The sequence below is a fragment of the Mycolicibacterium sp. MU0050 genome (assembly GCF_963378085.1).
GTDB classification, from domain to species: Bacteria; Actinomycetota; Actinomycetes; order Mycobacteriales; family Mycobacteriaceae; genus Mycobacterium; species Mycobacterium wendilense.
Genome location: NZ_OY726395.1, coordinates 506,092 through 530,514 on the forward strand (window position 1 = coordinate 506,092; position 24,423 = coordinate 530,514).

21 protein-coding genes are annotated in these 24,423 nt (G+C 66.5%); 12 read left to right on the forward strand and 9 right to left on the reverse strand.

The genetic code is table 11. From position 1 onward, the window contains the following. Positions 1–84 precede the first annotated feature (84 nt). From R2K23_RS02335 to R2K23_RS02360, 6 genes are all read left to right on the forward strand, one after another. Complete coding sequence (locus R2K23_RS02335; protein ID WP_316517009.1) at positions 85–495, forward strand: MmpS family transport accessory protein; 411 nt, start codon at positions 85–87, stop codon at positions 493–495. Then, the gene (locus R2K23_RS02340; RefSeq protein ID WP_316513963.1) at positions 492–3,383 is read left to right on the forward strand and encodes an MMPL/RND family transporter; all 2,892 of its coding nucleotides are present in this window, start codon (positions 492–494) and stop codon (positions 3,381–3,383) included. The genes R2K23_RS02335 and R2K23_RS02340 overlap by 4 nt, the downstream gene beginning before the upstream one ends. 31 nt (positions 3,384–3,414) lie before the next feature. Continuing rightward, positions 3,415–6,294, forward strand: a complete 2,880-nt coding sequence (locus tag R2K23_RS02345; protein ID WP_316513964.1) for an MMPL/RND family transporter — start codon at positions 3,415–3,417, stop codon at positions 6,292–6,294. Positions 6,295–6,379: 85 nt separating this feature from the next. Further along, positions 6,380–6,718, forward strand: a complete 339-nt coding sequence (locus tag R2K23_RS02350) for a hemophore-related protein (RefSeq protein WP_316513965.1) — start codon at positions 6,380–6,382, stop codon at positions 6,716–6,718. A gap of 188 nt (positions 6,719–6,906) precedes the next feature. Then, positions 6,907–7,299: a heme-binding protein gene (locus tag R2K23_RS02355; RefSeq protein ID WP_316513966.1), complete on the forward strand. Its 393-nt coding sequence runs from the start codon at positions 6,907–6,909 to the stop codon at positions 7,297–7,299. An 88-nt stretch (positions 7,300–7,387) separates the two neighbouring features. After that, positions 7,388–9,463: a RecQ family ATP-dependent DNA helicase gene (locus R2K23_RS02360; protein ID WP_316513967.1), complete on the forward strand. Its 2,076-nt coding sequence runs from the start codon at positions 7,388–7,390 to the stop codon at positions 9,461–9,463. Here the strand turns inward: R2K23_RS02360 and R2K23_RS02365 are convergent. Further along, complete coding sequence (locus tag R2K23_RS02365) at positions 9,456–10,379, reverse strand: IclR family transcriptional regulator (protein WP_316513968.1); 924 nt, start codon at positions 10,377–10,379, stop codon at positions 9,456–9,458. The two genes, R2K23_RS02360 and R2K23_RS02365, sit on opposite strands and share 8 nt — an antisense overlap. A gap of 124 nt (positions 10,380–10,503) precedes the next feature. On the opposite strand from R2K23_RS02365, the gene R2K23_RS02370 reads away from it, so the two are divergent. The 3 genes from R2K23_RS02370 (at position 10,504) to R2K23_RS02380 (ending at position 13,633) form a co-directional block, all read left to right on the forward strand. After that, complete coding sequence (locus R2K23_RS02370; RefSeq protein ID WP_316513969.1) at positions 10,504–11,631, forward strand: hypothetical protein; 1,128 nt, start codon at positions 10,504–10,506, stop codon at positions 11,629–11,631. A 3-nt stretch (positions 11,632–11,634) separates the two neighbouring features. Further along, positions 11,635–12,417, forward strand: a complete 783-nt coding sequence (locus R2K23_RS02375; protein ID WP_316513970.1) for an SDR family oxidoreductase — start codon at positions 11,635–11,637, stop codon at positions 12,415–12,417. A 70-nt stretch (positions 12,418–12,487) separates the two neighbouring features. After that, the gene (locus tag R2K23_RS02380; protein WP_316513972.1) at positions 12,488–13,633 is read left to right on the forward strand and encodes a sulfotransferase family protein; all 1,146 of its coding nucleotides are present in this window, start codon (positions 12,488–12,490) and stop codon (positions 13,631–13,633) included. Here R2K23_RS02380 and R2K23_RS02385 read toward each other — a convergent pair whose 3' ends face one another. The 7 genes from R2K23_RS02385 to R2K23_RS02415 all read right to left on the reverse strand — a co-directional run bounded on the left by R2K23_RS02385 (position 13,634) and on the right by R2K23_RS02415 (position 20,120). Then, positions 13,634–14,317, reverse strand: a complete 684-nt coding sequence (locus R2K23_RS02385; protein ID WP_316513973.1) for an MBL fold metallo-hydrolase — start codon at positions 14,315–14,317, stop codon at positions 13,634–13,636. Positions 14,318–14,339: 22 nt separating this feature from the next. Continuing rightward, positions 14,340–14,813: a hypothetical protein gene (locus R2K23_RS02390; RefSeq protein WP_316513974.1), complete on the reverse strand. Its 474-nt coding sequence runs from the start codon at positions 14,811–14,813 to the stop codon at positions 14,340–14,342. Next, complete coding sequence (locus R2K23_RS02395; protein WP_316513975.1) at positions 14,810–15,976, reverse strand: Rieske 2Fe-2S domain-containing protein; 1,167 nt, start codon at positions 15,974–15,976, stop codon at positions 14,810–14,812. The genes R2K23_RS02390 and R2K23_RS02395 overlap by 4 nt, the downstream gene beginning before the upstream one ends. Positions 15,977–16,077: 101 nt before the next feature. Then, positions 16,078–16,758, reverse strand: coding sequence for a hypothetical protein (locus R2K23_RS02400; RefSeq protein ID WP_316513976.1), 681 nt, complete (start codon positions 16,756–16,758; stop codon positions 16,078–16,080). 121 nt (positions 16,759–16,879) lie between these two features. After that, on the reverse strand, positions 16,880–18,052 hold the full coding sequence (locus tag R2K23_RS02405; RefSeq protein ID WP_316513977.1) for a thiolase domain-containing protein: 1,173 nt from the start codon (positions 18,050–18,052) through the stop codon (positions 16,880–16,882). Between the two features lie 2 nt (positions 18,053–18,054). Beyond that, a complete protein-coding gene (locus R2K23_RS02410) occupies positions 18,055–19,116 on the reverse strand; it encodes a thiolase domain-containing protein (RefSeq protein WP_316513978.1) in 1,062 nt (353 codons plus the stop codon). 11 nt (positions 19,117–19,127) lie between these two features. Next, positions 19,128–20,120 carry a Zn-ribbon domain-containing OB-fold protein gene (locus R2K23_RS02415; RefSeq protein ID WP_316513979.1) on the reverse strand — a complete coding sequence of 331 codons (993 nt, stop codon included), beginning with the start codon at positions 20,118–20,120 and terminating at the stop codon, positions 19,128–19,130. A gap of 88 nt (positions 20,121–20,208) precedes the next feature. On the opposite strand from R2K23_RS02415, the gene R2K23_RS02420 reads away from it, so the two are divergent. From R2K23_RS02420 to R2K23_RS02430, 3 genes are read left to right on the forward strand one after another with little or no spacing between them, the layout of a single operon-like run. Further along, positions 20,209–21,240 carry an LLM class F420-dependent oxidoreductase gene (locus R2K23_RS02420; protein WP_316513980.1) on the forward strand — a complete coding sequence of 344 codons (1,032 nt, stop codon included), beginning with the start codon at positions 20,209–20,211 and terminating at the stop codon, positions 21,238–21,240. A 55-nt stretch (positions 21,241–21,295) separates the two neighbouring features. Then, positions 21,296–22,027, forward strand: coding sequence for an acetoacetate decarboxylase family protein (locus R2K23_RS02425; RefSeq protein WP_316513981.1), 732 nt, complete (start codon positions 21,296–21,298; stop codon positions 22,025–22,027). Positions 22,028–22,051: 24 nt separating this feature from the next. Further along, positions 22,052–23,248: a cytochrome P450 gene (locus R2K23_RS02430; protein ID WP_316513982.1), complete on the forward strand. Its 1,197-nt coding sequence runs from the start codon at positions 22,052–22,054 to the stop codon at positions 23,246–23,248. Positions 23,249–23,375: 127 nt separating this feature from the next. On the opposite strand, the gene R2K23_RS02435 is transcribed toward R2K23_RS02430, so the two are convergent. Further along, a complete protein-coding gene (locus R2K23_RS02435) occupies positions 23,376–24,341 on the reverse strand; it encodes a hypothetical protein (protein ID WP_316513983.1) in 966 nt (321 codons plus the stop codon). Positions 24,342–24,423 lie beyond the last annotated feature (82 nt).

Below are 24,423 nucleotides of genomic sequence, written 5' to 3' on the forward strand. Positions count from 1 at the left end.
CTCGCCGGAGATGGATTACGCTCCGAATCGGCGACGGGGAGGTCGCCTGCGAGGGGGTTCGCGATTTTGGGGGTTCTCAAGCGGTTGTGGATACCGTTGCTGATCCTGGCGGTTGTCGGCGCCGGGGGTTACACGGTGTCGCGGTTACATGGCATCTTCGGTTCGGAAGACCACAACACCTATGCCGGTACGCAGACCGAAGATCGGCCGTCGTACGACCCCAAGCACCTCAGCTACGAGGTGTTCGGTCCGCCGGGAACCGTCGCCAACATCAGCTATTTCGACGTTGACTCGGAACCGCAATACGTTCGTGGTGCGAGCCTGCCCTGGTCGATGACGTTCGCACTCACCGAGGCGAGCGCCATGGCGAACATCATCGCGCAGGGTGACGCCGGCACAATCGGCTGCCGCATCACGGTTGACGACGAAGTCAAAGAAGAACGAGTGGCGCAGGGCGTCAGCGCGTTCACCTACTGCCTGCTGAGGGCTGCATGAGCAATCAGTCGTGGGCCCGGCGACCGCCGGCGGCGGCGCGACTGATCCGACGGCTGGCGCTGCCAATAATTCTGCTCTGGATCGTGATCGCCTACGTCCTCAGTGCAACGGTTCCACCCCTGGAAGAGGTGGAAAAAGAGCACTCGGTCTCGATGATCCCCACCGATGCCCCGTCGTTTCGGGCCATGCAGCAGATGAGCGTCAACTTCGACGAACCCACCACGAACAGTGCGGCGATCGTCGTGCTGGAGGGCCAGCGACCGCTGGGTGACGAGGCGCATGCCTACTACGACGACCTGGTCCGCAGGCTGCGCGCCGATACCGCGAATGTGCAACACGTCCAGGATTTTTGGGGCGACCCGCTGACGGCGGGCGCGGCGCAAAGCGCCGACGGGAAGGCCGTCTACGTCCAGATGAGCCTCACCGGGGACATCGGGCAGGGGGTCGCCAACAAGTCCCTGGACGCCGTCCGATCCATCGTGGCCCAAACGACGCCGTCGCCGGGGGTCGAGGTCTATGTCACCGGTCCGACCGCGTTGATCTCCGACCTGAGCAAGAGTGGTAACCGAACCCTGATCTTGATCACCACTTTGAGTCTCGCGGTGATCTTCACGATGTTGCTGTTCTTCTACCGTTCGATCTTCACCGCGATTCTCTTGCTGGTGATGGTGGGCATCCAATTGCAGGTGGCCCGGGGCGCGGTCGCGTTCCTCGGCGACCAGGAGATCTTGGCGCTGTCGACGTACGCGGTGAACTTGCTCGTGACGCTGGGGATCGCGGCCGGAACGGACTACGGCATCTTCTTCGTCGGGCGCTATCAGGAGGCGCGGTTGGCGGGTGAGGACATCGAGTCGGCCTTCTTCACCACCTATCGCAGCGTGGCCAAGGTGGTACTGGCCTCCGGCCTGACCATTGCCGGGGCGGTGCTGTGCCTCAGCTTCACTCGACTGCCCTACTTCCGAACGCTGGGTGTCCCCTGCGCTTTGGGTATGACGGTGGCCGTAGCGGTGGCACTGACACTGATTCCCGCGGTGCTCGCGCTGGGGGGACGATTCGGGCTGTTCGAACCCAAACGCAAGATCGTGGTGCGACGTTGGCGACGGGTGGGGACCGCAATCGTGCGGTGGCCCGGTCCGATTCTCGTTGCAACGTGCGCTGTCTCGCTCATCGGGTTGTTGGCCCTGCCGGCCTACGTTCCCGGCTACAATGAGAAGGAGTATCTGCCCGACGACATCCCGGCCAATGCGGGTTATGCGGCGGCCGAGCGGCACTTCCCCGAATCGTTGATGGTGGCGCCGGAGATCCTCATGATCGAAGCCGACCACGATCTCCGCAATCCGGTGGACTTTCTCATTCTGAACAAGCTTTCACGCTCGGTGCTCGCAGTCCCGGGCATATCCCGAGTCCAGGCGGCGACACGTCCCGAGGGAGTCCCGCTGCAGCACACCACGATCCCGTTCATGCTGAGCGCCTCGAGCGCGAGTCAGCTGCAGTTGCTGCCGTTCCAGAAAGAGCGCATGGAGGACCTGCTGGTTCAGGCCGACGACCTGGCAGAAACTATCGAGATCATGCAACGCATGTACGCCACCATGCAGCAGGTGGTCACGACAACCGACGACATGGTTGAAAACACCCACGAGCTCGAAGACATCACCAACGATCTGCGGGACAACGTGGCGGACTTCGATGACTTCTGGCGCCCTTTACGCAACTATTTCCATTGGGAGCCACACTGTTACAACATTCCGACCTGCTGGTCGCTGCGGTCATTTTTCCAAGGGCTGGACGGGGTCGACGAGATCAGCGCGAAGATGCACGACCTGGTGGTCAACCTCGACAAACTCAATACCCTCATGCCGCAGATGGCCGCTCAGTTTCCGGCCATGATCGCGACCATGCAGAGCACCCGCACCATGATGCTGACCATGCACAGCACGATGTCCGGCCTGCTCTCGCAGATGGAGGAGATGAGCGACGGCGCCACGTCGATGGGTAAGCACTTCGATGCCGCGCAGAACGACGACTCGTTCTATCTGCCGCCCGAGGTGTTCGAGAACAAGGACTTCCAACGTGTCATGGACGTGTTCATCTCTCCAGACGGCAAGTCCGCCCGAATGTTCGTCTCACAACGCGGTGACCCGGCAACTCCAGAAGGCATCGAGCGGGTCGTTCCGATCCGGAACGCCGCCGAGGAAGCGCTCAAGGCGACGCCGCTGGAAAACGCGAACATCTTCATCACCGGCAGCGCCGCGATGGCCAAGGATCAAGTCGACGGATCCACGTATGATCTGTTGATCGCGGCGGTCGCTGCGCTCTGTCTGATCTTCAGCATCATGTTGATCATGATGCGCAGCTTTGTCGCGGCGCTGGTGATCGTCGGCACGGTGGCGCTTTCGCTGGGGGCGGCGTTTGGCTTGTCGGTGTTGATCTGGCAGCACATCCTCGGCATCCAGCTCAATTGGATCGTGCTGCCGATCGCGCTGATCATCCTGCTCGCCGTCGGTTCCGACTACAACTTGTTGTTGGTATCCCGGATGAAAGAAGAGGTCGGTGCGGGGATCAACACGGGAATCATCCGCGCCATGGGCGGTACCGGACGAGTGGTGACATCCGCCGGGTTGGTGTTCGCAGCGACCATGCTGGTGATGCTGGTCAGCGATGTCCGCACCATTGGCCAGGTCGGTTCCACGATCGGAATCGGTTTGTTGTTCGACACTTTGGTGGTGCGGGCGTTCATGACACCGTCCATCGCCGCGCTGCTCGGACGCTGGTTCTGGTGGCCCCTGCAGGTGCGCCAGCGCCCGGCAAGTGCGATGCTGCGCTCGGCCGGCCCACGCCCGCTGGTGCGCGCGCTATTGCTCAACCCCGAAGAGCGTTCCCAAACATGATGGCGGAAGGTCGCCGAGAGTCGAAGTCCGAATGAGGAATTCGTCGGTGACGGATCGTCCGCCTGTGGTCGCGCGGACGATACACCGGTTGGCGGTGCCCATCATCCTGGGCTGGCTGGTGGTCGTCGCCGTAGTGACATTCGCCCTGCCTTCACTGGAACAGGTGGGGCGTGAGTACTCGGTGTCCTTGGTGCCCACCGACGCACCCTCGCTCAAGGCGATGCAGCGGATGGGCGAACGCTTTGAGGAATCGACGTCGGACAGCATGGCCATGGTCGTGCTGGAGGGCGAGCAAGCGCTCGGGGATGAAGCACACCGTTACTACGACGAACTCATCCGGCAATTGCGCGCGGATTCGGCGCATGTCGAACACGTGCAGGATTTCTGGTCCGATCCCTTGACGGCCTCGGGCGTGGAAAGTGCCGACGGCAAAGCGATCTACGTCCAGTTGAATCTTGTCGGAAACCAAGGCGAGGCGCTGGCCAACGAATCTGTGTCGGCCGTGCGCGACGTCGTGGAGCGGACATCACCGCCGCCGGGAGTCCGGGCATACGTGACCGGTCCCGCACCGCTGGTGGCGGACATGAACCACGCCGGCGACAAGTCGATCATCACGATCACGATCGTCACCGTCGGGGTGATCCTGGCGATGCTGCTGTTCTTCTACCGTTCGGTCATGACGGCCCTGCTGCTGCTGGTCATGGTGGGCGTGCAGGTGCAGGTGGCCCGCGGCCTGGTCGCCTTCCTGGGTGATCAGGCGGTGATCGGGTTGTCCACCTTCGCGGTCAATCTGCTGGTATCGCTCGGTATTGCCGTGGCAACCGACTACGGCATTTTCTTCACCGGCCGCTACCAGGAGGCGCGTCAGGCCGGTCAAGACCGCGAGACCGCTTTCTACACGACGTATCGCAGTGTGGCCAAGGTGGTGTTGGCCTCGGGAATGACCATAGCGGGGGCAATCTTCTGCCTGAGTTTCGCCAGGTTGCCCTACTTTCAGACGCTGGGCGTGCCCTGCGCCCTGGGAATGCTCGCCGCCGTGACCGTGGCGGTGACACTCATTCCCGCGGTACTCGCCGTCGGAGGTCGCTTCGGCCTGTTCGAGCCGAAGCGCAGAATCAGCGGACGGCGGTGGCGCAGGGTGGGTACGGCGGTGGTGCGGTGGCCGGCGCCTGTGCTCGCGACCGCCTGCGTGGTGACGCTCATCGGGTTGTTGGCGTTGCCGGCCTACACCACGAGCTATAACGATCGGTTGTATGTGCCCCAGGATATTCCGGCGAATATCGGCCAGGCCGCCGCCGAACGGCACTTCCCGCCGCCGCGGATGATGCCCGACATCCTGCTGCTCGAGGCCGACCACGACATGCGTAATCCCGCCGATTTTCTGACGTTGAACAAACTGGCCAAGAACGTCTTCTCGGTCCCCGGAATCGCTCAGGTGCAGAGCGCCACCCGGCCGGAAGGCGCTCCGATCGCACGGACGTCTATACCGTTCCAACTCAGTTTGCAGAGCGCCAGCCAAGTTCATCTCCTGCCGTTTCAGCGGGACCGTGTCGGTGATCTACTGGCTCAAGCCGAGGACCTTGGCGTCCTGGTCGTCATCATGCAGCGCGTACTCGGCATAATGCAGGAACTCGCGGAGACCACCGATGTCATGGCGGCGGACACGCACGAGTTGGAGTACTTCACCAATGAGTTGCGGGACAACATGGCGAACTTCGACGACTTTCTTCGTCCGATTCGCAATTATCTGTATTGGGAACCGCACTGCTTCAACATTCCCCTCTGTTGGTCCACGCGATCGTTGTTCGACGCGATCGACGGTGTTGACGGGATCAGCGAGAAGATGCGAGATCTGGTTACGGACTTCGATCAACTGAACGCGCTGATGCCTGGACTGCTCGAAGAGTTCCCGCGGGTGATCGCCGCGATGAAGAAGATGCGAACCATGGTGCTGACCATGCACAGCACCATGTCGGGGATGTACACGATGATGGACGATGTCAGTGCGAATGCCTCTGACATGGGCAAGATCTTCGACGCAGCTCAGAACGACGACTCGTTCTACCTACCGCCCGAGGTCTTCGAGAACGAGGACTTCCAACGTGCCATGGGCCTGTTCTTCTCACCCGATGGCAAGACGATGCGCATGTTCATCACACACCGGGACGACCCAGCCTCGCCCGAGGGCATTGCGCGCGTAGAGGTAATCAGGCACGCGGCCGAAGAAGCGCTGAAGGTGACGCCGCTGGAGAACGCCGAAATCTACCTCGCCGGAACGGCATCGACCTTCAAAGACATGCGCGACGGCTCGACCTACGACCTCCTGATCGCAGGCGTCGCCGCCCTGGTGCTCATCTTCAGCATCATGTTGCTGGTCACCCGCAGTGTCATCGCCGCTTTGGTGATCGTCGGTACGGTGGCGCTGTCGCTGGGTGCGGCGTTCGGCCTTTCCGTGCTTGTCTGGCAACACATTCTGGGCATCGAGTTGCACTGGCTGGTGCTCGCGATGTCGGTGATCATCCTGCTGGCCGTCGGTTCCGACTACAACCTGCTGCTGGTGTCGCGAATGCGAGAGGAGACCGGGGCCGGCATCAACACCGGCATCATCCGAGCTATGGGCGGCAGCGGCAAGGTGGTGACGGCCGCGGGCCTGGTCTTCGCGTTCACCATGATGTCGATGGTGGCCAGCGACCTACGCATCATCGGACAGGTGGGGTCCACCATCGGCATCGGGCTGCTGCTGGACACCTTGGTGGTGCGGGCCTTCATGACGCCATCGATCGCCGCGCTGCTCGGACGTTGGTTCTGGTGGCCGCAGCGGGTGCGTCAGCGGCCGGCCAGCCCGATGCTGCGTGCCGAGGCTCCTCGGTCCGTCACACGATCGCTGCTGCTGCGCCAAGAAGAACCGTGAATTGGCTGTGGGCCGGGGCGAAAACCCGGTGGGGCTCCGATCACCGCGAGTAGAGTCCCAGCCTCAGGGGAGGAAAGGTCTACACATGGTCAATTCACTGTCGACCAAACTGGCTGTCGCAGCTGCAGGTTTGGGTTTAGCACTGACGGCGGGGGCAGGGTTCGCATCTGCGGCTCCGAATCTTGATTCAATGGTGAACACCACCTGTAGTTATCCGCAGGTGGTGGCAGCAATTGATGCCCAGGATTCCCCGGCCGCTGCGGAGTTCCGCGGCTCGCCGCAATCGCTCGGTATGTTGCAGCAGTTCCTCGGCATGTCGCCGCCTCAACGGCGGCAGATGGTCGACCTGATGGCGGGACACCCAGCGAATGCGCCGTACCTACCCTTGATCGAGCAGGTCTTCAACACCTGTAACAACTACTGAGCCCCGTCACGGACAAATCGCGAGAACTTTTCGCAAGCTGAACGCGGTGGTCACGCGGTCAAAGCGCGCCCGATCGCCGCCAAATTCACCCGCCGCGGTGTTTCGCCGCCGCGCGCCTCGGGTAGTTGCACCTTCGGGTTGGGGAGTGGCTGTCTCTACGGCAGCCACGAAACCGTTAGGAGCAACGCATGAAAGCTAGCAAGACGACTGTGTACCGCGGACTCGGTGGCATGCTCGCCGGAGGCCTGCTCGGTGCCGCCGCCAGCGCTACGATCGCGCTGCCCACGGCCAGTGCGGCCCCGGAGAACTGCAGCGCCAGCGACGTGGCCAGCACCGTGAGCTCGGTGCAGCAATCGGTGAGCGGCTACCTGGCCTCGAACACCGAGGTCAACGACGCTCTCAGCGACATCGCCAAGCAGCCTGCCGAGCAGGCCGAGGCGTCGTACCAGACCTTCTTCGCCGAGAACCCGGATGTGGCCGAGGAGCTGCGGACCATCCAGCAGCCGGTGCGCAACCTCAACGAGGAGTGCGGCATCCAGGTCACCCCGTCGCAGTCCCTCGAGGCGCTCGAGGCGATCTGATCGAACCCGCAGGTAGTGCCCGCCCGCTGACCCAGCGGGCGGGCACGCTTGTTTCTCGACCGTCGCACCCACCGGGCAGGATGGGGCCATGGCAACCCGTGCGCAGGCTCAGTCGATCCTCGAACAACTCGCCGGCCCCGGTGCCTCGCTGCGCGACGACCAGTGGACGGCGATCGAGGCGCTGGTGGTGCACCGGCGCCGCGCGCTGGTGGTTCAGCGCACCGGCTGGGGTAAGTCGGCGGTGTACTTCATCGCAGCCAAGCTGCTGCGAGGCAGCGGCCACGGCGCCACGGTGATCGTTTCGCCGCTGCTGGCGCTGATGCGCAACCAGGTGGCCGCGGCGGAGCGCGCCGGCGTCCGCGCGGCCACCATCAACTCCGGCAACGTCACCGAGTGGGAGGGCATCCACCAGCAGGTCGCCGCGGGCGGTCTCGACGTGCTGCTGGTCAGCCCCGAACGGCTGAACAATCCGGACTTCCGTGACAACGTGCTGCCTTCCTTGGCTTCTGATGCAGGCCTGGTGGTCGTCGACGAGGCGCACTGCGTGTCCGACTGGGGCCACGACTTCCGGCCCGACTACCGGCGCATCCGCACCCTGATCGCCGAACTCGGCGCGGAGATCCCGGTGTTGGCCACCACCGCCACCGCCAATGACCGCGTGGTCCACGACGTCGCCACCCAACTGGGCGTGGGTGGGCGCGACACCCTGGTGTTGCGCGGCGGACTGGACCGCGAGTCGCTGCGGCTGTCGGTGGTGCACGCCGGCAACCCCGCGCAACGCGCGGCATGGATTGCCGCACAGCTGGATTCGCTGCCCGGATCCGGCATCATCTACACCCTGACGGTGGCGCAGGCCCAGGACGTCGCCGCCCTGCTCCGAGATCAGGGCCATCCGGTCGCGGCCTACACCGGGGCCACCGACACCACCGAGCGCGAGCAGCTCGAGGCCGACCTGCTCGACAACCGGGTCAAGGCGCTGGTCGCCACGTCGGCGTTGGGAATGGGTTTCGACAAGCCGGACCTGGGTTTCGTCGTCCATCTGGGCGCGCCATCCTCGCCGATCGCCTACTACCAGCAGGTCGGGCGCGCGGGGCGTGCCACCGAGAGCGCCGAGGTGATCCTGTTACCCGGCGCCGAGGACCAGGACGTGTGGCGGTACTTCGCTTCGGTGGCGTTCCCCTCGGAGACGATGGTGCGCAACGTCATTGCCGCCCTCGAACCCGACCGCGCCCAGTCCACGGCCGCCCTGGAACCGCTCGTGGACCTGAACCGGTCTCGCCTGGAGATGGTGCTCAAGGTCCTCGATGTCGACGGCGCGGTGCGTCGGGTCAAGGGCGGATGGGTCGGCACCGGTGTGCCCTGGGAGTACGACGAGGACCGCTACCGCGCGCTCGAGGAGGCGCGGCAGCGGGAGCAGCAGGCGATGCTCGACTACCAGAAGACCGAGAACTGCCGAATGGCGTTCCTGCGCAGCCAACTCGACGACCCCGACCTGACCGACGGGGAGCAATGCGGCCGGTGCGACAACTGCACCGGCGCCCGCTACGCCGCCACCGTGGACGAGGCGACCTTGGCCGCGACCCGGGAACGGTTGCGCCGCCCCGGGATCGAGATCGCCCCGCGTAAGCAGTGGCCGACCGGCCTGGCCAGTTTGGGTCTGGACCTCAAGGGCCGCATCGGGGGCGGCGCCGAACCGGGGCGGGCCATCGGCCGCCTGACCGACCTCGGCTGGGGCGCGCGGCTGCGCCGGCTGCTCGACGCACCCGACGACGAGGCGCCCGACGAGGTGATCCAGGCCGCCGTCGCGGTGCTCAAGGCCTGGGAGTGGACCGCCCGGCCCGTCGCCGTCATCGCCCTGGACTCCGAGACCCACCCCAAGCTGATCTCCTCGACCGCGCGGCGGTTGGCCGAGCTGGGCCGACTGGCCGACCTCGGCACCCTGCACTACGCACCGGGACGGCGCCGCGTGACCGCGGCCAATTCCGCCTACCGGGTGGCCGCGCTCGAGGGGGCGTGGGAGCCGCCCCGGATCGATTGCGACGGACCGGTCCTGCTGGTCGACGACGTGGTCGACACCGGCTGGACGATGACGATGGCGGCCCGGGCGCTGCTGGATGCCGGCGCGGCAGCGGTGCTTCCGTTCGCGCTGGCCAGCGTCAGCTGACCGAGCCCCACGGCGGGGTCGATCCGCCCAGCTGGGTGGTGATCGCCGCCGCGGAAACCATCAGATCCTTTGCGCGCTTGGTGATTTCGGCATCGGTCAACGCGCGCCCGACGTGCAGCGATGCCACCATCACCTGCCGCTGGTGGTGGTCGAAAATCGGCGCCGAGATGACGCTGATGTCGTGTCGCTTCCGCCCGCCCGCAGCGGATTCGCTACGCAGGTACACCCGTTCGCCGATGTCGGACACCAGTTCACCGAGCAGGGCGCGCAGCTCGTCTGGGAGCGCGGTCGGCATGCCCGCCATCAGGGCGTAGAGCCGGCGGCCCCCGGGGGTGAGGCGCTCCACCAGATAGCCGCTGGCGCGACACTCCGCGATCACGGCGTCGTAGCGGTCGGACTCGGTGCGCAGCGGGATCGTCGGCGCCTTGGCCAGCCAGGCCCGCAAAGCCTCGTCGTCCCACAGTACGAACATCAACCCGACCGGCGGGGCGAACGGGTAGCTCTGTCCGACCCGCACCCCCACGTCGAGGCCGGCGGGCGCGACGAGTTCGAGCAGCGTGATGCGGTCGTCGACGACCGCGGACAACGCCGCCGTCGTCTGGTGAGCCTCCGAGAGCCGCCGCAGTTCGGCGCGGGCGGCGGGACTCACCCGCAGCGACTCCTGCGCGGTGTGACCGAGCGCGATGAGCGCGGGCCCCAGCCGGTAGGTCTTGTCTCGGCCGTTGTCGCCGACATCGCGAACCAGGTACCCGGATTCGGTCAACGTGGTGAGGATGCCCAGGCAGGTCGGCTTGCTCAACTCGACGCGGCGCGCCAATTCGGACAGGCCGAACCGGTCGTGGGGATGCCGGGCCAGGAACTCCAGAATGGCCACCACGCGTGCCGTCGGCGGCGAGGCGCGCTCGGCGGATGTCACGGTCGGCACTCCCCACGATTGACGCGAACTGGAACGCGTTCTACTGTCAGGACGGAAACTCTACCACTATGTTCCAGTATTGGAACAAGCGGTGGGATCGGCAGACCACCCGAAAGGCGGGGCGATGTATTCGCAACCACTGGTCGACGCGATCGCCGAGGCCGAACGGCTGGTCGCCGAGGCGTCGCACATCGAGTCCGAGGCCGACTTGCTGGAGGGCCTGCAGTATCTGGCCGGCTGCATCTCGGCGTGCATCCACCTCGGGTTCGACTACGACCGCGACCATCCCGTGCTGCAGTCGGGCACCGGCCCGTACACCAAGATGGGCCTGGACAACCCGGACACGCTGTACTTCGGCACCCGCGTGCAGCCCGGCAAGGAGTACGTGGTGACCGGGGTCCGGGGCACCACCACCGACCTGAGCTTTCAGATGCTCGGCGGCGAGTACACCGACAACAACGTGCCACCCAGCCAGGCCGCGTTCGACGACCGGGAACTCGACATCGCCGCCGACGGCAGCTTCGAATGGCGGGTGACCCCGAGCGCCCCGTCGCAGTTGCTGATCCGCGAGGTGTACAACGACTGGTCCGCGCGGCGCGGAACCATCACCGTGGCGCGCACCGACACCGCGGGTACCGCACCCCCGCCGCTGAGCCGGCAGATCATCGAAAAGCGTTACGCCGTCGCGGGTAAGCAGCTGGTGCAGCGGGTCAAGACGTGGCTGCAGTTCCCGCAGTGGTTTTATCTGAACATCCCGGTCAACACGATGGTGGCCCCGCGACTCACCCCCGGTGGTCTGGCCACCCAGTACTCGTCGGCCGGGCATTTCGACCTGGCTCCCGAGCAGGCACTGGTCATCACCGTGCCGGCTTCCGACGCCCCGTACATGGGCTTCCAGCTCGGCAGCCTGTGGTACATCTCGCTGGACTACATCAACCATCAGACCTCGCTCAACGGGACTCAGGCGCAGGTCGATCCGGACGGCAAGATCCGGATCGTGGTCTCCGACGCCAATCCGGGAGTCACCAACTGGTGCGAGACGCTGGGGCACCGCCGCGGCTATCTGCAGTTCCGCTGGCAGCGGCTGTCCCGCGAGCTCACCGAGGCCGACGGCCCCACCGTGGAACTGGTGGACGTGGCCGACGTCGCGTCGGCGTTGCCCTACTACGAATCGAACAAGATCGCCGAGGATGCCTGGCGCGCGCGGATCGCCTTGCGTCAGCAGCAGATCGCCAACAGGATGCTGGGGTAGGAGATGACCGGATTGCTGCAGGACAAAGTAGTGGTGATCAGCGGTGTCGGCCCCGCGCTGGGCACGACGCTGGCGCGCCGCTGCGCCGAGGCCGGCGCCGACGTGGTGCTGGCCGCCCGGACGGTCGAGCGCCTCGACGACGTGGCCGAGCAGGTGTCCGCCACCGGGCGCAAGGCGTTGGCGGTGGGCACCGACATCACCGATGCGGAGCAGGTGCAGAACCTGGTTGCGACGACCATGCAGAACTTCGGCAGGGTCGATGTTCTGATCAACAACGCGTTCCGGGTGCCCTCCATGAAGCCGTTGGCCGACACCACCTTCGAGCACATGCGCGAGGCCATCGAGTTGACGGTGTTCGGGGCGCTACGGCTGATCCAGGGGTTCACCCCGGCGCTGGCCGAGTCCAAGGGGGCGGTGGTCAACGTCAACTCCATGGTGGTGCGGCACTCACAGGCCAAGTACGGGGCCTACAAGATGGCGAAGTCCGCGTTGCTGGCCATGTCGCAGTCGCTGGCCACCGAGTTGGGGGAACAGGGGATCCGGGTGAATTCCATTCTGCCCGGCTATATCTGGGGTGGCACCCTGGAGGGCTACTTCAACCATCAGGCCGGCAAATACGGCACGACCGTCGACGAGATCTACCGGGCGGCCGCCGCGGCCTCGGACCTCAAGCGCCTGCCCACCGAGAACGAGGTGGCCTCGGCGATCCTGTTCATGGCCAGCGATCTGGCCAGCGGCATCACCGGCCAGGCCCTCGACGTGAACTGCGGGGAGTACAAGGCATGAGCGGGAGGCGAAGCGAAGTGAGGATCGCGGCGAGGTACGAGCGAGGACCGGAGCGAGCGGGAGTCGACCATTGAGTCCCCGCACGAACGTCGGCACGGTCGAGGACCTGCACGCCTCGGCGACCAAGGCTGTCGGTCTCGACGATTTCGGCGCCGATCACGACAACTACCGTGAGGGACTCGCCGTCCTGCTGGAGTCCTACCAGCGCGACGAGGACCTCACCGAGTTCGGCAGCAAGATGTGCCGGTTCTTCCTGCGCAACGCGTTGGTGGCGCGGCTGATGTCGGAGGCGGCGTGGAAGCAGCATCCGCAACACGCCGAGGTCGCGATCGAGCGACCGATCTTCGTCACCGGTCTGCCCCGCACCGGCACCACCGCCCTGCACCGGTTGCTGACCGCGGACCCGGCCCATCAGGGCCTGGAGTTGTGGCTGGCGGAGTTCCCGCAGCCGCGACCGCCGCGGGACACGTGGGCGCAGAACCCGGTGTTCCAGCAGCTCGACGCCCAATTCGCCAAGGCACACAACGAAGATCCCGAGTACCTGGGTCTGCACTACATGACCGCCGACGAGGTCGAGGAGTGCTGGCAGCTGCTGCGCCAGTCGCTGCACTCGGTATCCTACGAAACGCTGGCGCATGTGCCCACCTACGCGCGGTGGTTGTCGCAGCAGGACTGGACCGAGCCGTACCGACGGCACCGCAAGAACCTGCAGCTGATCGGACTCAACGACACCGAGAAGCGTTGGGTGCTCAAGAATCCCAGCCACCTGTTCGCCTTGGACGCGCTGATGGCCACCTACCCGGACGCCCTGGTGGTGCAGTGCCACCGGCCGGCGGAGACCATCATGGCCTCGATGTGCTCGCTGTCCGCGCACACCACCGCGGGCTGGTCGAACCGTTTCGTGGGTGAGCGGATCGGCGCGGACGCGCTGGAAACCTGGTCCCGCGGCCTCGAACTGTTCAATACCGAACGCGCCAAACATGATCCGGCGCAGTTCTGCGACATCGACTACGGCGACTTCGTCAAGGATCCGATCGAGACCGTCGCGGGCATCTACACGCATTTCGGCCTCGAGCTGTCCGATGCGGGCCGCCAGGCGATGCGCGACATGCACGAAGCGAGTCAACAGGGACCCCGCTCGCCGAAGCACACCTACTCGCTGGCGGATTACGGGCTGACCGCCGAGCAGGTCAGGGAGCGCTTCGCCGGGCTCTGATCACGGCTGCAGGAACGGATTGGTGCGGCGCTCCAGACCGATGGTGCTCTGCGGGCCGTGCCCGGGCAGCACGAAGGCCCGGTCGTCGCGCACCAGCAGCTTGTTGATGATGGAGCCCAGCAGGTGATTGCCGCTGCCGCCCTCGAAGTCGGTGCGTCCCACGCTGCCGCTGAACAGGGTGTCGCCGGTGAACAACAGGTCGGGATGCTGGGGGTCGGCCACCCGAAACGTCACCGAGCCCGGGGTGTGGCCGGGCGTGTGGTCGACGGCGACGTTCAGCCCGCCGAGCGTCAGTTGGCTGCCGTCGGAGAGCTCCACCACCTGCTCGGGTTCCGAGCAGAACGCCCCGACCATCCGTTGCACCAGCTTGGGCGCCACGCCCCGGATCGGGTTCACCAGCATCGGCCGATCCGCGGTGTGGATGCAGGTCGGGATGCCGTAGTGGTCGGAGAGCCGCTGGGCGCACCACACATGGTCCAGGTGGCCGTGGGTCAGCAGCACCGCCCGCGGCGCCAGCCGATGCTCGCGTACCAATTCATGCACCCGGGAGATCGCGCCGTCGCCGGGGTCGACGATCAAGGCTTCCCGGTCGGCGTGGTGAAACACCAGGTAGCAGTTGGTTCGCACCCAGCCGGTTTCGAACCGCAGGATTTCCAGCTGGCCGAAGCGCTGCCGGTCGGTCACCGTTGCTCCCGGCGAAAGCAGGTCAACCGTCGCCGGGCGACGGGGCGCTGGACACGGCTTCCAGGCAGCCCTCGGCGATCGCGTGCTTGATGCTGTCGGACAGCTTGGGGCAGGCCCGCATCGGGGCCTGCCGGCCCTCGGCGCGAGCCTCGCTGAACACCGCGCACCGCTGTACCGCCTCGGAATTCCACTGCACGGCAGTATATTCCGGACCCAGCTTCTTCACCGAAACGGTGGCGTGACAGAACCGGCAATCGACCGGCGCCAACCCGGCGGTCAGGTAGCGCTCCCGATCCGCGGCCGTGGCGGCCCGCACGGCGGCGGCGCGTTCGGGATCGGCGGCGAAACTCGGTGCCTTGCTCCACGACCCCGCCGGGGCCGCGTCCCCGTCGTCGGTGGTGTGGTCGTGCTCGTCGTGATCGTCGTGGCCGCCATGCAAGAGGACCATCGACCGCGCGAGGCCGTCGACGTCGGGGGTCCTCTTGCCGGAACTCATCCAGAGACCTCGGAGGCCTGCTGCTCCTTGGCCTCGGCCTGCCGGCGGAGGTTCTCCTCGACCTCGACGTGCCACTTCTCGTTGGCCGCGGTGGTGTCCACCTCGAGCTCGAAGCGATCGGTCATCTCGGGGGTGACGTCGGCGACGTCGACGTAGAACTGCTGATACCAGCGACGCATCTGATAGACCGCGCCGTCCTCCTCGACCAGCAACGGGTTGTCGATGCGGGTCTTGTGCTTCCAGATCTCCACGTCCTGCAGGAAGCCCTTGCTGACGCCGTCGGTGAAGGCGTCGGCCAGCTTCTCGGAGGTCGCGTCGTCGAGTCCCTTGGGCTTCTCGACGATGACGCCCCACTGCAGCACGAACGAATCCTGGGTCACCGGGTAGTGGCAGTTGATCAGGATCGACTCGGCCTTGAAGTCGCCGTAGGTGTTGTGCAGCCAGTTGATCATGAACGACGGGCCGAAGTAGGAAGCCTCGGAATCCAGCTTGGCGTCGCCGTAGGCCGTCCCCATGTCGTTGACGTCCGGCCGGCCCACGTTGTGCAGGTACTGCGAGGCGATGTGCCCTTCGAAGACGTTCTTGAAGTACGTCGGCAGACCGAAGTGGATGTAGAAGAAGTGCGCCATGTCGGTTACGTTGTCGATGATCTCGCGGCAGTTGGAGCCCTCGATCAGCAGCGTGTTCCACTTCCAGTCGGTCCAGTTGCCGCTCGCCCACTCCGGAATGTCGGGAATCCGCACCTCGGGCTGCGGCGGGTTGCCCTCGTGGTCATGCCAGACGAACAGCAGTCCGGCACGGACGTCGGTGTGCCAGGCCCGGGTGCGGGCCAGCCGCGGCGTGCGCTTGGCGTAGGGCACCAGCTTGCACTTGCCGTCGCCACCCCAGCGCCAGTCGTGGAACGGGCAGGCGACCTCGTCGCCCTTGATGGTGCCTTGCGACAGGTCGCCACCCATGTGCCGGCAGTAGCCGTCCAGGATCTTCAAGTCGCCCGCGGAGTCCGCGAACACCACGAGTTTGGTGCCGAAGATCTCCACGCTGTGCGGCTTGCCGTCCAAGAAATTCTTCACGGGTCCCAGGCAGTGCCAGCCGCGGGCGTAGCGGTCGGGCAGGGTGCCGGTGTCGATCTCGCGAATGCCGCTGTGGGCTGTTTCAGTCGTCACTTCGCGCCTCCAGTCTCTCTAACTAGAACACGTTACAGTTTTGACCCCGGTTCCCGCAACGACGGGGGCGTGACCTGCGGCATACCCGAAGCCCCGGCGAATTACTCCGTGTCCTGCAACCCGGTCTGCAGGGCGATCATCTGCATCTTGGCGACGTTGGTGACGAACTGCTCGGAGGTGGCGTCGCCGACCGCGCTCTCGAAGTCCAACCGGACCAGCGCGCGCCCCTCGGTGAACAGCGCCTGGGTGACGGCCTTGTCGCCCGCCGGCGAGGTCCCGGAGATCACCACACCGTCAGTGCCGACGGCCAGTGGTTGCGGGGTGCCGCCGACGACCTTGGTGTGCAAGGCCTCCGTGGCCGCCTTCAGGGTTTCGGTCGCGGTGGCCGCATCCGGGTACAACACGATCGTGTTGGAGATGGCCCGGTCGTCCTCGGCGTTGACGAAGAATGCGCTCGCGCCGGGCAGCCCGCGCGGATTGGTGTCCACCGACCGCGCGGTGAAGGTGTCCTCGTCGTCGCTGATGTGCTCGGCCTGCAGCAGCAGGTGCCGGTAGTCGACGGCCAGGTCGGCCTTGTTGGCGACCGAGGTCGTCGATGTCGGGGACGAGGGACTCGACGCAGTGGTGGTCGGGGATGTCGTGGACTGCTCGAGCGCGGCGGGATCGGACGGCAGGTCGCCGCAGGCGGAGACGCCGAGGGCGAGTACGGCCGCGATCGCCGCGCCGCAACAGCCCCGGGCCAGACGTCCGGGCGGTGCGGTGAGGTATTTGTGGCGTGCCAATCTCAGCTCTTACGTGCGTGGGTACGGGAAATCAGACTGAGGTGTCCGATTTCCCCACCCTACGTGGCTGAGCTGTTAAGAGACTGAGATGTGCGCGTCCCGGGGCCGGAGGTGGCCGGCCTCACACCGGCTTGTCGCTGGCGACCACCCACATGGAGTAGTACTGCGAACCGCCGCCGTAGGCGTGGCCGAGCGCCTTGCGGGCTCCTTCGACCTGATGGTCGCCGGCCTTGCCCATCACCTGGATCGCCGATTCGGCGAACCGGATCATGCCGGAGGCGCCGATGGGATTTGACGACAGCACGCCGCCGGAGGCGTTCAACGGAATCTTCCCGCCGATCGCGGTCTCGCCCGCCTCGGTGAGCTTCCAGCCCTCACCCTCGGCGGCGAACCCGAGATTCTCCAGCCACATCGGCTCGAACCAGGAGAACGGCACGTAGATCTCGGCGACGTCGATCTCGTCGATCGGGCTGGTGATCCCCGCGGCCTTCCACAGCGCCGCCGCGGCATCACGGCCGGCCTGCGGACTGACCTGATCGCGTCCGGCGTAGGCGAGCGGCTCGGTGCGCAGGGCGGTCGCGTGCACCCACGCCACCGGGTGTCCGTCGGCGACCCGGGCGTCGGCGGTCTCTTCGTCGCCGATCACCATGGCGCACGCGCCGTCGGACGACGGGCAGGTCTCGTCGTAGCGGATGGGATCCCACAACATGGGGGACTCCATCACCTTCTCCACGGTGATGTCGGGCTGATGCAGATGCGCCAACGGGTTCTTGGCGCCGTTGAGCCGGTCCTTGACGGCCACCATGGCGCCGATGTGCTTGGGTGCTCCCGACCGGTTGATGTAGGCGCGGACGTGCGGCGCGAAGTACCCGCCGGCCCCGGCGCCCACCGGCTTGATGAACGGCACCGGAATGCTCAGCGCCCACATGGCATTCGACTCGGACTGCTTTTCCCAGGCCATCGTCAGCACCCGGCGATACTTGCCGGACTGCACCAGGCTGGCGGCCACGATCGCGGTCGAACCGCCCACCGAGCCGGCGGTATGCACCCGGATCAACGGTTTGCCGGTCGCGCCCGTGGCGTCGGCCATGAACAGCTCGGGCATCATCACGCCCTCGAACAGGTCGGGCGCCTTGCCGACCACCACGGCGTCGATGTCGTCCATGGTGGACCCGGAGTCCGCGAGCGCCCGGTCGATGGCCTCCCGGACCAGCCCGTTCATCGAGACGTCTTTGCGTTTGGCGACGTACTTCGTCTGCCCGGTGCCCAGTACCGCTGCCAGTTGCTTGGTCATCGTCAGTTGGCCCTTCCCTCGAGAACAGCGACCAGGTTTTGCTGCAGGGCCGGCCCGCTGGTGGCATGGGCCAGGGTTCGTTGCGCGGACCCGTTCCAGATGTGTTGGGCGGCAAAGCCGATCCGCTCCAGGCCCGCCGAGAACATCGGATTGCCGGCGAGCGCGCCACCGGACGGGTTGATCTTGGTCGAGTCGCCCAGCCCGATCGCCTCGGTGAGGATCAACTGCTGGTGGCTGAACGGCGCGTGCAGTTCGGCCACCTCGATCGAGGCGGCATCGCCGCCGAGGGCGGCCCGCGCCGACGCGGCGGTCGACGGGGAGCTCACCAGATCCCGGGCGCCCAGGATGGGCGTCTCGATGCGGTGCTCGATACCGGTGATCCAGGCCGGGTTCTCCCGCAGTTCGCGGGCCCGGTCGCCGGCGGCGAGCACGATCGCCGCGGCGCCGTCGGTGATGGGCGCGATGTCGTGGCGGCGCAGCGGATCGGCGTAGAGCGGACGGGCCAGCAGCTCGTCGACGCCGGCGGCGGATTCCACCGAGTCGGGGCGCCCGCCGGCGGCCATCGCGTCGAGGGCGACCTGCGCCATCTGCTCGGCGGTCCACTTGCCGGAATCCAGTCCCAGGCGGGCCTGCAGCCCGGCCATCGAGATCGAGTCCGGCCACAACGGCGCCACGGTGTAGGGGTCGGTCTGCAGCGCCAGCACCCGGCGCAGCGTGCCGGCCGACGACTTGCCGAAGCCGTACACCAGCGCGGTCTCGACCTCACCGGTCAGCAACTTGATGTAGGCCTCGTAGAGGGCCCACGCGGCGTCCATCTCCACGTGCGACTCGTTGATCGGGGGCACCGCCCCGATGGAGTCGATCGCCGAGATGAACGAGAAGGCCCGCCCGGCAAGGTAATCCGACGAGCCGGAGCACCAGAAGCCGATGTCGGCCTTGGTGATGCCCAACTCCTCGTAGAGCGCGGCGAAACACGGCATCAGCATCTCGACGCCGTTGGTGGTCCCGTCGGTGCGCCGCACATGCGGGGCATGCGCGAACCCGACCACTGCGATGTCTGTCACGGTGCGCCTCTCTAGAGGTGGTGCTTGAACGAGTCGTAGTCGGCGTCCGGTTCGCCGGTGGGCCGGAAGTAGTCGATGTTGTCGATCCCCGGGCCCCACTCCTCGCGGGGCTTCCAGACCGCCTCGACGCGCATGCCCATCCGGACGTCGGCCGGATCGATGTCGGTGACCAGGTGCAGGAACGGGATGTCCGCGCCGTCGAGCAGCACGTAGGCCGCGACATAAGGCGGCTTGATGCGCTGCCCGGCGAACGGGATGTTGATCACCGCGAACGTGGTCACGATGCCCTTGTCCGGCAGTTCGACGAGTTCGTCGAGGGTCTGCCCGGTCTTCGGGTCGGCCTCGCGCGCCGGGAAGTACACCGGTCCGTCCGGGCCGCGGCGGGCACCGACGAGCCGGCCTTCCTGCAGGGCGCGCAGGTAGGCACTTTCCGGCCGGGACGCGCTGTGCTGGATCTCCACCTCGATGGGGGTGACGAGCATCGTCACGGGTTCCTGGTCACCGGCTGCGGCCGGGGCCGCCTCGGGCTCGTCGCCCAGGGCGAAGTAGGCGATGTCGGTGATGGCGCCGACGGGCTCGTCGACCCAGTGCGCATGGACCCGCGCGCCGGTGCTGATGTCGTCGGGGGACGCGACGTCCAGGGCGTGCAACAGCGTGGTGTCCGCGCCGTCGAGTTTGATCAGCGCCCAGGCGAAGGGGCGATCCAGGGGTTGCCCGGCCACCGGCTCGGGCACCCACACCCACGACACGACGGTGCCCACGCTGGACACCGGTACGATCTCGCTCAACCGCTCATAGGTGACGGGGTCGTATTCGGCCGGTGGCACGTGCACCCGGCCGTCGGATCCGCGGATGCCGACGATGCGGCGCTCGCGCAGTGCGGTGAAGAACTGACCGAGGACCGGCCCGACTGAACGGGTGTAGTCAAAGGACAGCTTCAGCGGTGCGGACAGCGGCGGCTCATGGTCATCGATCAGCGACGGGCTGCTCTGACTGGCGTTCACGGCATCGAGTAGAACAGGTTCTAAGAATCGTGGCAAGAACGGGTCGGCAACACCCGGGACGGCACTAGGGAAAGTTGGGTCGGATCCGATGAAGCTGGGTTTGCAACTGGGCTACTGGGGCGCGCAGCCGCCCACCAACCACGCCGAACTCGTCGCGGCCGCCGAGGACGCCGGCTTCGACACCGTCTTCACCGCCGAGGCGTGGGGTTCGGATGCCTACACGCCGCTGGCGTGGTGGGGGCGGGAGACCACCCGGATGCGGCTGGGCACGTCGGTGATCCAGCTGTCCGCGCGCACCCCCACGGCCTGCGCGATGGCAGCCCTGACCTTGGATCACCTCTCGGGTGGCCGGCACATCCTCGGGTTGGGCGTCTCGGGCCCGCAGGTGGTGGAGGGCTGGTACGGCCAGCGCTTCCCCAAGCCGCTGGCGCGGACCCGCGAATACATCGACATCATCCGGCAGGTGTGGGCGCGCGAGGCGCCGGTGACCAGCCCCGGACCGCACTACCCGTTGCCGCTGTCGGGGGAGGGCACTACCGGCCTGGGTAAGGCGCTCAAGCCGATCACCCACCCGCGGCGCGCCGACATCCCGATCATGCTCGGTGCCGAGGGCCCCAAGAATGTGGCGCTGGCGGCCGAGATCTGCGACGGGTGGCTGCCGATCTTCTACAGCCCGCGGCTGGCGCCGATGTACAACGAGTGGCTCGACGAGGGCTTCGCCCGGCCCGGGGCTCGCCGGACCCGCGAGGACTTCGAGATCTGCGCGACCGCGCAGGTGGTGGTGACCGATGATCGGCCGGCCGTGCTGGAGTTGATCAAGCCGCATCTGGCGCTCTACATGGGCGGCATGGGCGCCGAGGACACGAACTTCCACGCCGACGTGTACCGCCGGATGGGCTACAGCGACGTCGTGGACGAGGTGACCCGGCTGTTCCGCTCCGACCGGAAGGACGAGGCGGCGAAGGTCATTCCCGACGAGCTGGTCGACGACGCCGCCATCGTCGGTGACATCGACTACGTCCGTAAGCAAATCGCGGCCTGGGAAGCCGCCGGGGTGACCATGATGGTCGTCGGAGCCCGGACAACGGAGCAGATCCGGGACCTGACCGAGCTGGTGTAACCCCTGCGGCGGGGGTGGTTGCCTGTTTCTAGAACGCGTTCTAGATTGGGACGTGATGACCGACACACTTGGCTCCACCCACACGATCCAGGGGACCGTGCTGACGATGCCGGTGCGCATCCGCACGGCCGACACCCACGTCGCCATGTTCTCGGTGCCGGCCGCGGCCGCGCAGCGCATGATCGACTACAGCGGGCTGCGGGTGTGCGAGCACCTGCCGGGGCGGGCCGTCACCATGCTGATGCTGGTCCGCTACATCGACGGCGATCTCGGCAAGTACCACGAGTTCGGCACCGCGGTGATGGTCAACCCGCCGGGGTCGACGGCGAAAGGGCCCCGGGCGCTGGCGTCGGCCGCCGCGTTCATCCATCACCTGCCGGTCAATCAGGGCTTCACGCTGGAAGCCGGCCGGCAGATCTGGGGCTTCCCGAAGATCATGGCGGACTTCACGGTGCGGGAGTCGCGAACGTTCGACTTCGACGTCTCCGAGGGCGGCGCCTTGATCGCGGGCATCGAATTCCGGCCGGGGCTGCCGGTCCCGTCGTCGTTCACCGCCAAGCCTCAGGTCTTGACCACCTACAGCCACACCGGAGGGGTCACCCGTGAAATCCCTTGGGAGATGAGGAATTCCGGGATGCGGGCCCGCCCGGGTGGGGCCCGGTTGCGGCTCGGTGCGCACCCGTACGCCGATGAACTGCGCGCGCTCGGTCTGCCCAAACGGCCGTTCGCCAGCCAATCTTCTGCCAATGTCGAGATGACCTTCGGCGACGCCACCGAGATCCGCTGACTGGGCAAGGGAGTAGGGAGACCGATGACTGCCACCATCCTCGACGTCGACCTGACCGACGGCACCTTCTACGCCGACGGCGGCGCCCGGGAGGCCTACAAGTGGATGCGCGCCAACCAGCCGGTGTTCCGCGACCGCAACGGCCTGGCCGCGGCCACCACGTATCAGGCCGTGCTGGACGCCGAACGCAATCCCGAGGTGTTCTCCAGCACCGGTGGCATCCGGCCCGATCAGCCGGGCATGCCGTACATGATCGACATGGACGACCCCGCGCATCTGTTGCGCCGCAAGCTCGTCAACGCCGGTTTCACCCGCAAGCGGGTGATGGACAAGCTGCCGTCGATCGAGCGGTTGTGTGACACGCTCATCGACTCGGTCATCGAGGCCGGCGAATGCGACTACGTGCGCAGCATCGCTGCGCCGCTGCCGATGGCCGTCATCGGGGACATGCTCGGGGTGCTGCCCGAGGAGCGCGAGATGCTGCTGACCTGGTCCGACGACCTGGTCTGCGGGTTGAGTTCGCATCTGGACGAGTCGGCCGTCACCAAGCTGATGGAGACGTTCGCCGCGTACACCGCGTTCACCATGGACGTCATCGCCAAGCGTCGCGCCGAACCCACCGAAGACCTGTTCTCCGTGCTGGTCAACGCCGAGGTCGAGGGCCAGAAGCTCTCCGACGACGAGATCGTCATGGAGACGCTGCTGATCCTCATCGGCGGCGACGAGACCACCCGGCACACGCTCTCCGGCGGCACCGAGGCGCTGCTGCGGCACCCCGATCAGTGGGAACAGGTGGTGGCCAACCCCGATCTGCTCCCCGATGCGATCGAGGAGATGCTCCGCTGGACCTCGCCGGTGAAGAACATGTGTCGCACGCTGACTCAGGACATCGACTTCCACGGCACCGAGCTCAAGGCCGGCGAGAAGATCATGCTGATGTTCGAATCGGCGAACTTCGACGAGACCGTCTTCGAGGACCCCGACAACTTCCGCATCGACCGGAATCCGAACAGCCACCTGGCGTTTGGCTTCGGCACGCACTTCTGCATGGGCAATCAGCTGGCGCGTCTGGAGCTGAAGCTGATGCTGTCGCGGGTCATCGCTCGGATGCCGGACCTGCGGTTGGCCGACGAGAACCGCTTGCCGCTGCGGCCGGCCAACTTCGTCAGCGGGCTCGAGGAGATGCCGGTGGTGTTCACCCCGGGCCCACGCCTCGGCTGAGGGCGCTCTGGGTGTCCCGTCGGGCTCGGCAGCCTCCGGGGCGAGGCTTGTGGCGAGATTGCCGCCGACACTGCGGTTTCGTACGCGGCGCGCCGCTGCAGCGGACGATTTCGCAGCTTCGCGAGGGCTATTCGTAGCCAGGGCTGGTTGGCGCGGAGCGACCGTCGTCGACATTGCCGTTTCCTTCGCGGCGCGCCGCTGCGGCGGACGAATACGCAGGTTCACCACGTCTTGGGCAGCCGCGGGCGATCAAGGCCGCTCCCACCCGTTCGATGACCACTCGTGGGGTGTTGTGCAACATCCCGGCGGTCACTCGGATGTCCATCCACCCGAGCTCCGGTAACCGGGCGTAGCGCTCGACATCCCAGGTTCGCTGGCGTGAATCCGTCCAATGGTGGGCGCCGTCGAAGTCGACCCCGACGCCGAACTCTCGCCAGCCGAAATCAAGACGCGCGAATACCACGCCGAACTCGTCGCGAACCTCGATTTGGGTCTCGGGCGGTGGAAATCCGGCTTGCACCAGCAGCACTCGTGTCAGCGACTCGTACGGTGACTCGGCTCCGTCGTCGACCAAGGCCAAAGTTTCCCGCAACTGCCGCAAACCTCGGACACCCGGATGCGCGGCCATGACGGCCTCGACGTCGGCGACTTTGTTGCCAGTTGCGTTCAGTAGCGCGTCGATGCGTTGCACGCCCTCGACGAGGGGCAGGCGTCTGCCGAGATCGAATGCCGTACGAGCCGGGGTGGTGGCGCGCATGCCGGCAACCACACCGATCTCGGTGATCGGCAAGTGATCGTTGTAGACCGTGATCCCGGCCGGCGCGCGAAGGTTGCGATGGACCAGTTCGGCCGGCAGGCCCGCTTTCACCCATTTCGCACCGAGCGTCGCCGAGGCGGACAGCCCGGCCAGCACGCCCTGGCGCCGCGACCACAACCAGGCTGCTTTGGCTCGCTGCCTCGCGGACAGTTCGACCCCGCGCGGAACCCAGACGCCCGGGTAGACGCCGCTGTAAAGTCGGCGCAGCTCGCGCGGAGTCAGCTCACCGTTCGCCACCGCCTCCGCGGCGCGAAATGGCCATTCGGGCATGGACATGCCGGGGATGTTTGCAGCCTCGGCGCGTCGGGGCGGACCGTCATCCACAGCTCTGGCAGCAGGCGCGGCACGCTCATCAGAC

Bases quoted from the DNA above. Each gene is read 5' to 3' on its own strand.
- R2K23_RS02340 (WP_316513963.1), top strand. From the start codon at position 492: ATGAGCAATCAGTCGTGGGCCCGGCGACCGCCGGCGGCGGCGCGACTG.
- R2K23_RS02345 (WP_316513964.1), top strand. From the start codon at position 3,415: ATGAGGAATTCGTCGGTGACGGATCGTCCGCCTGTGGTCGCGCGGACG.
- R2K23_RS02350 (WP_316513965.1), top strand. From the start codon at position 6,380: ATGGTCAATTCACTGTCGACCAAACTGGCTGTCGCAGCTGCAGGTTTG.
- R2K23_RS02355 (WP_316513966.1), top strand. From the start codon at position 6,907: ATGAAAGCTAGCAAGACGACTGTGTACCGCGGACTCGGTGGCATGCTC.
- R2K23_RS02360 (WP_316513967.1), top strand. From the start codon at position 7,388: ATGGCAACCCGTGCGCAGGCTCAGTCGATCCTCGAACAACTCGCCGGC.
- R2K23_RS02370 (WP_316513969.1), top strand. From the start codon at position 10,504: ATGTATTCGCAACCACTGGTCGACGCGATCGCCGAGGCCGAACGGCTG.
- R2K23_RS02375 (WP_316513970.1), top strand. From the start codon at position 11,635: ATGACCGGATTGCTGCAGGACAAAGTAGTGGTGATCAGCGGTGTCGGC.
- R2K23_RS02390 (WP_316513974.1), bottom strand. From the start codon at position 14,813: ATGAGTTCCGGCAAGAGGACCCCCGACGTCGACGGCCTCGCGCGGTCG.
- R2K23_RS02405 (WP_316513977.1), bottom strand. From the start codon at position 18,052: ATGACCAAGCAACTGGCAGCGGTACTGGGCACCGGGCAGACGAAGTAC.
- R2K23_RS02420 (WP_316513980.1), top strand. From the start codon at position 20,209: ATGAAGCTGGGTTTGCAACTGGGCTACTGGGGCGCGCAGCCGCCCACC.
- R2K23_RS02425 (WP_316513981.1), top strand. From the start codon at position 21,296: ATGACCGACACACTTGGCTCCACCCACACGATCCAGGGGACCGTGCTG.
- R2K23_RS02430 (WP_316513982.1), top strand. From the start codon at position 22,052: ATGACTGCCACCATCCTCGACGTCGACCTGACCGACGGCACCTTCTAC.
- R2K23_RS02435 (WP_316513983.1), bottom strand. From the start codon at position 24,341: ATGTCCATGCCCGAATGGCCATTTCGCGCCGCGGAGGCGGTGGCGAAC.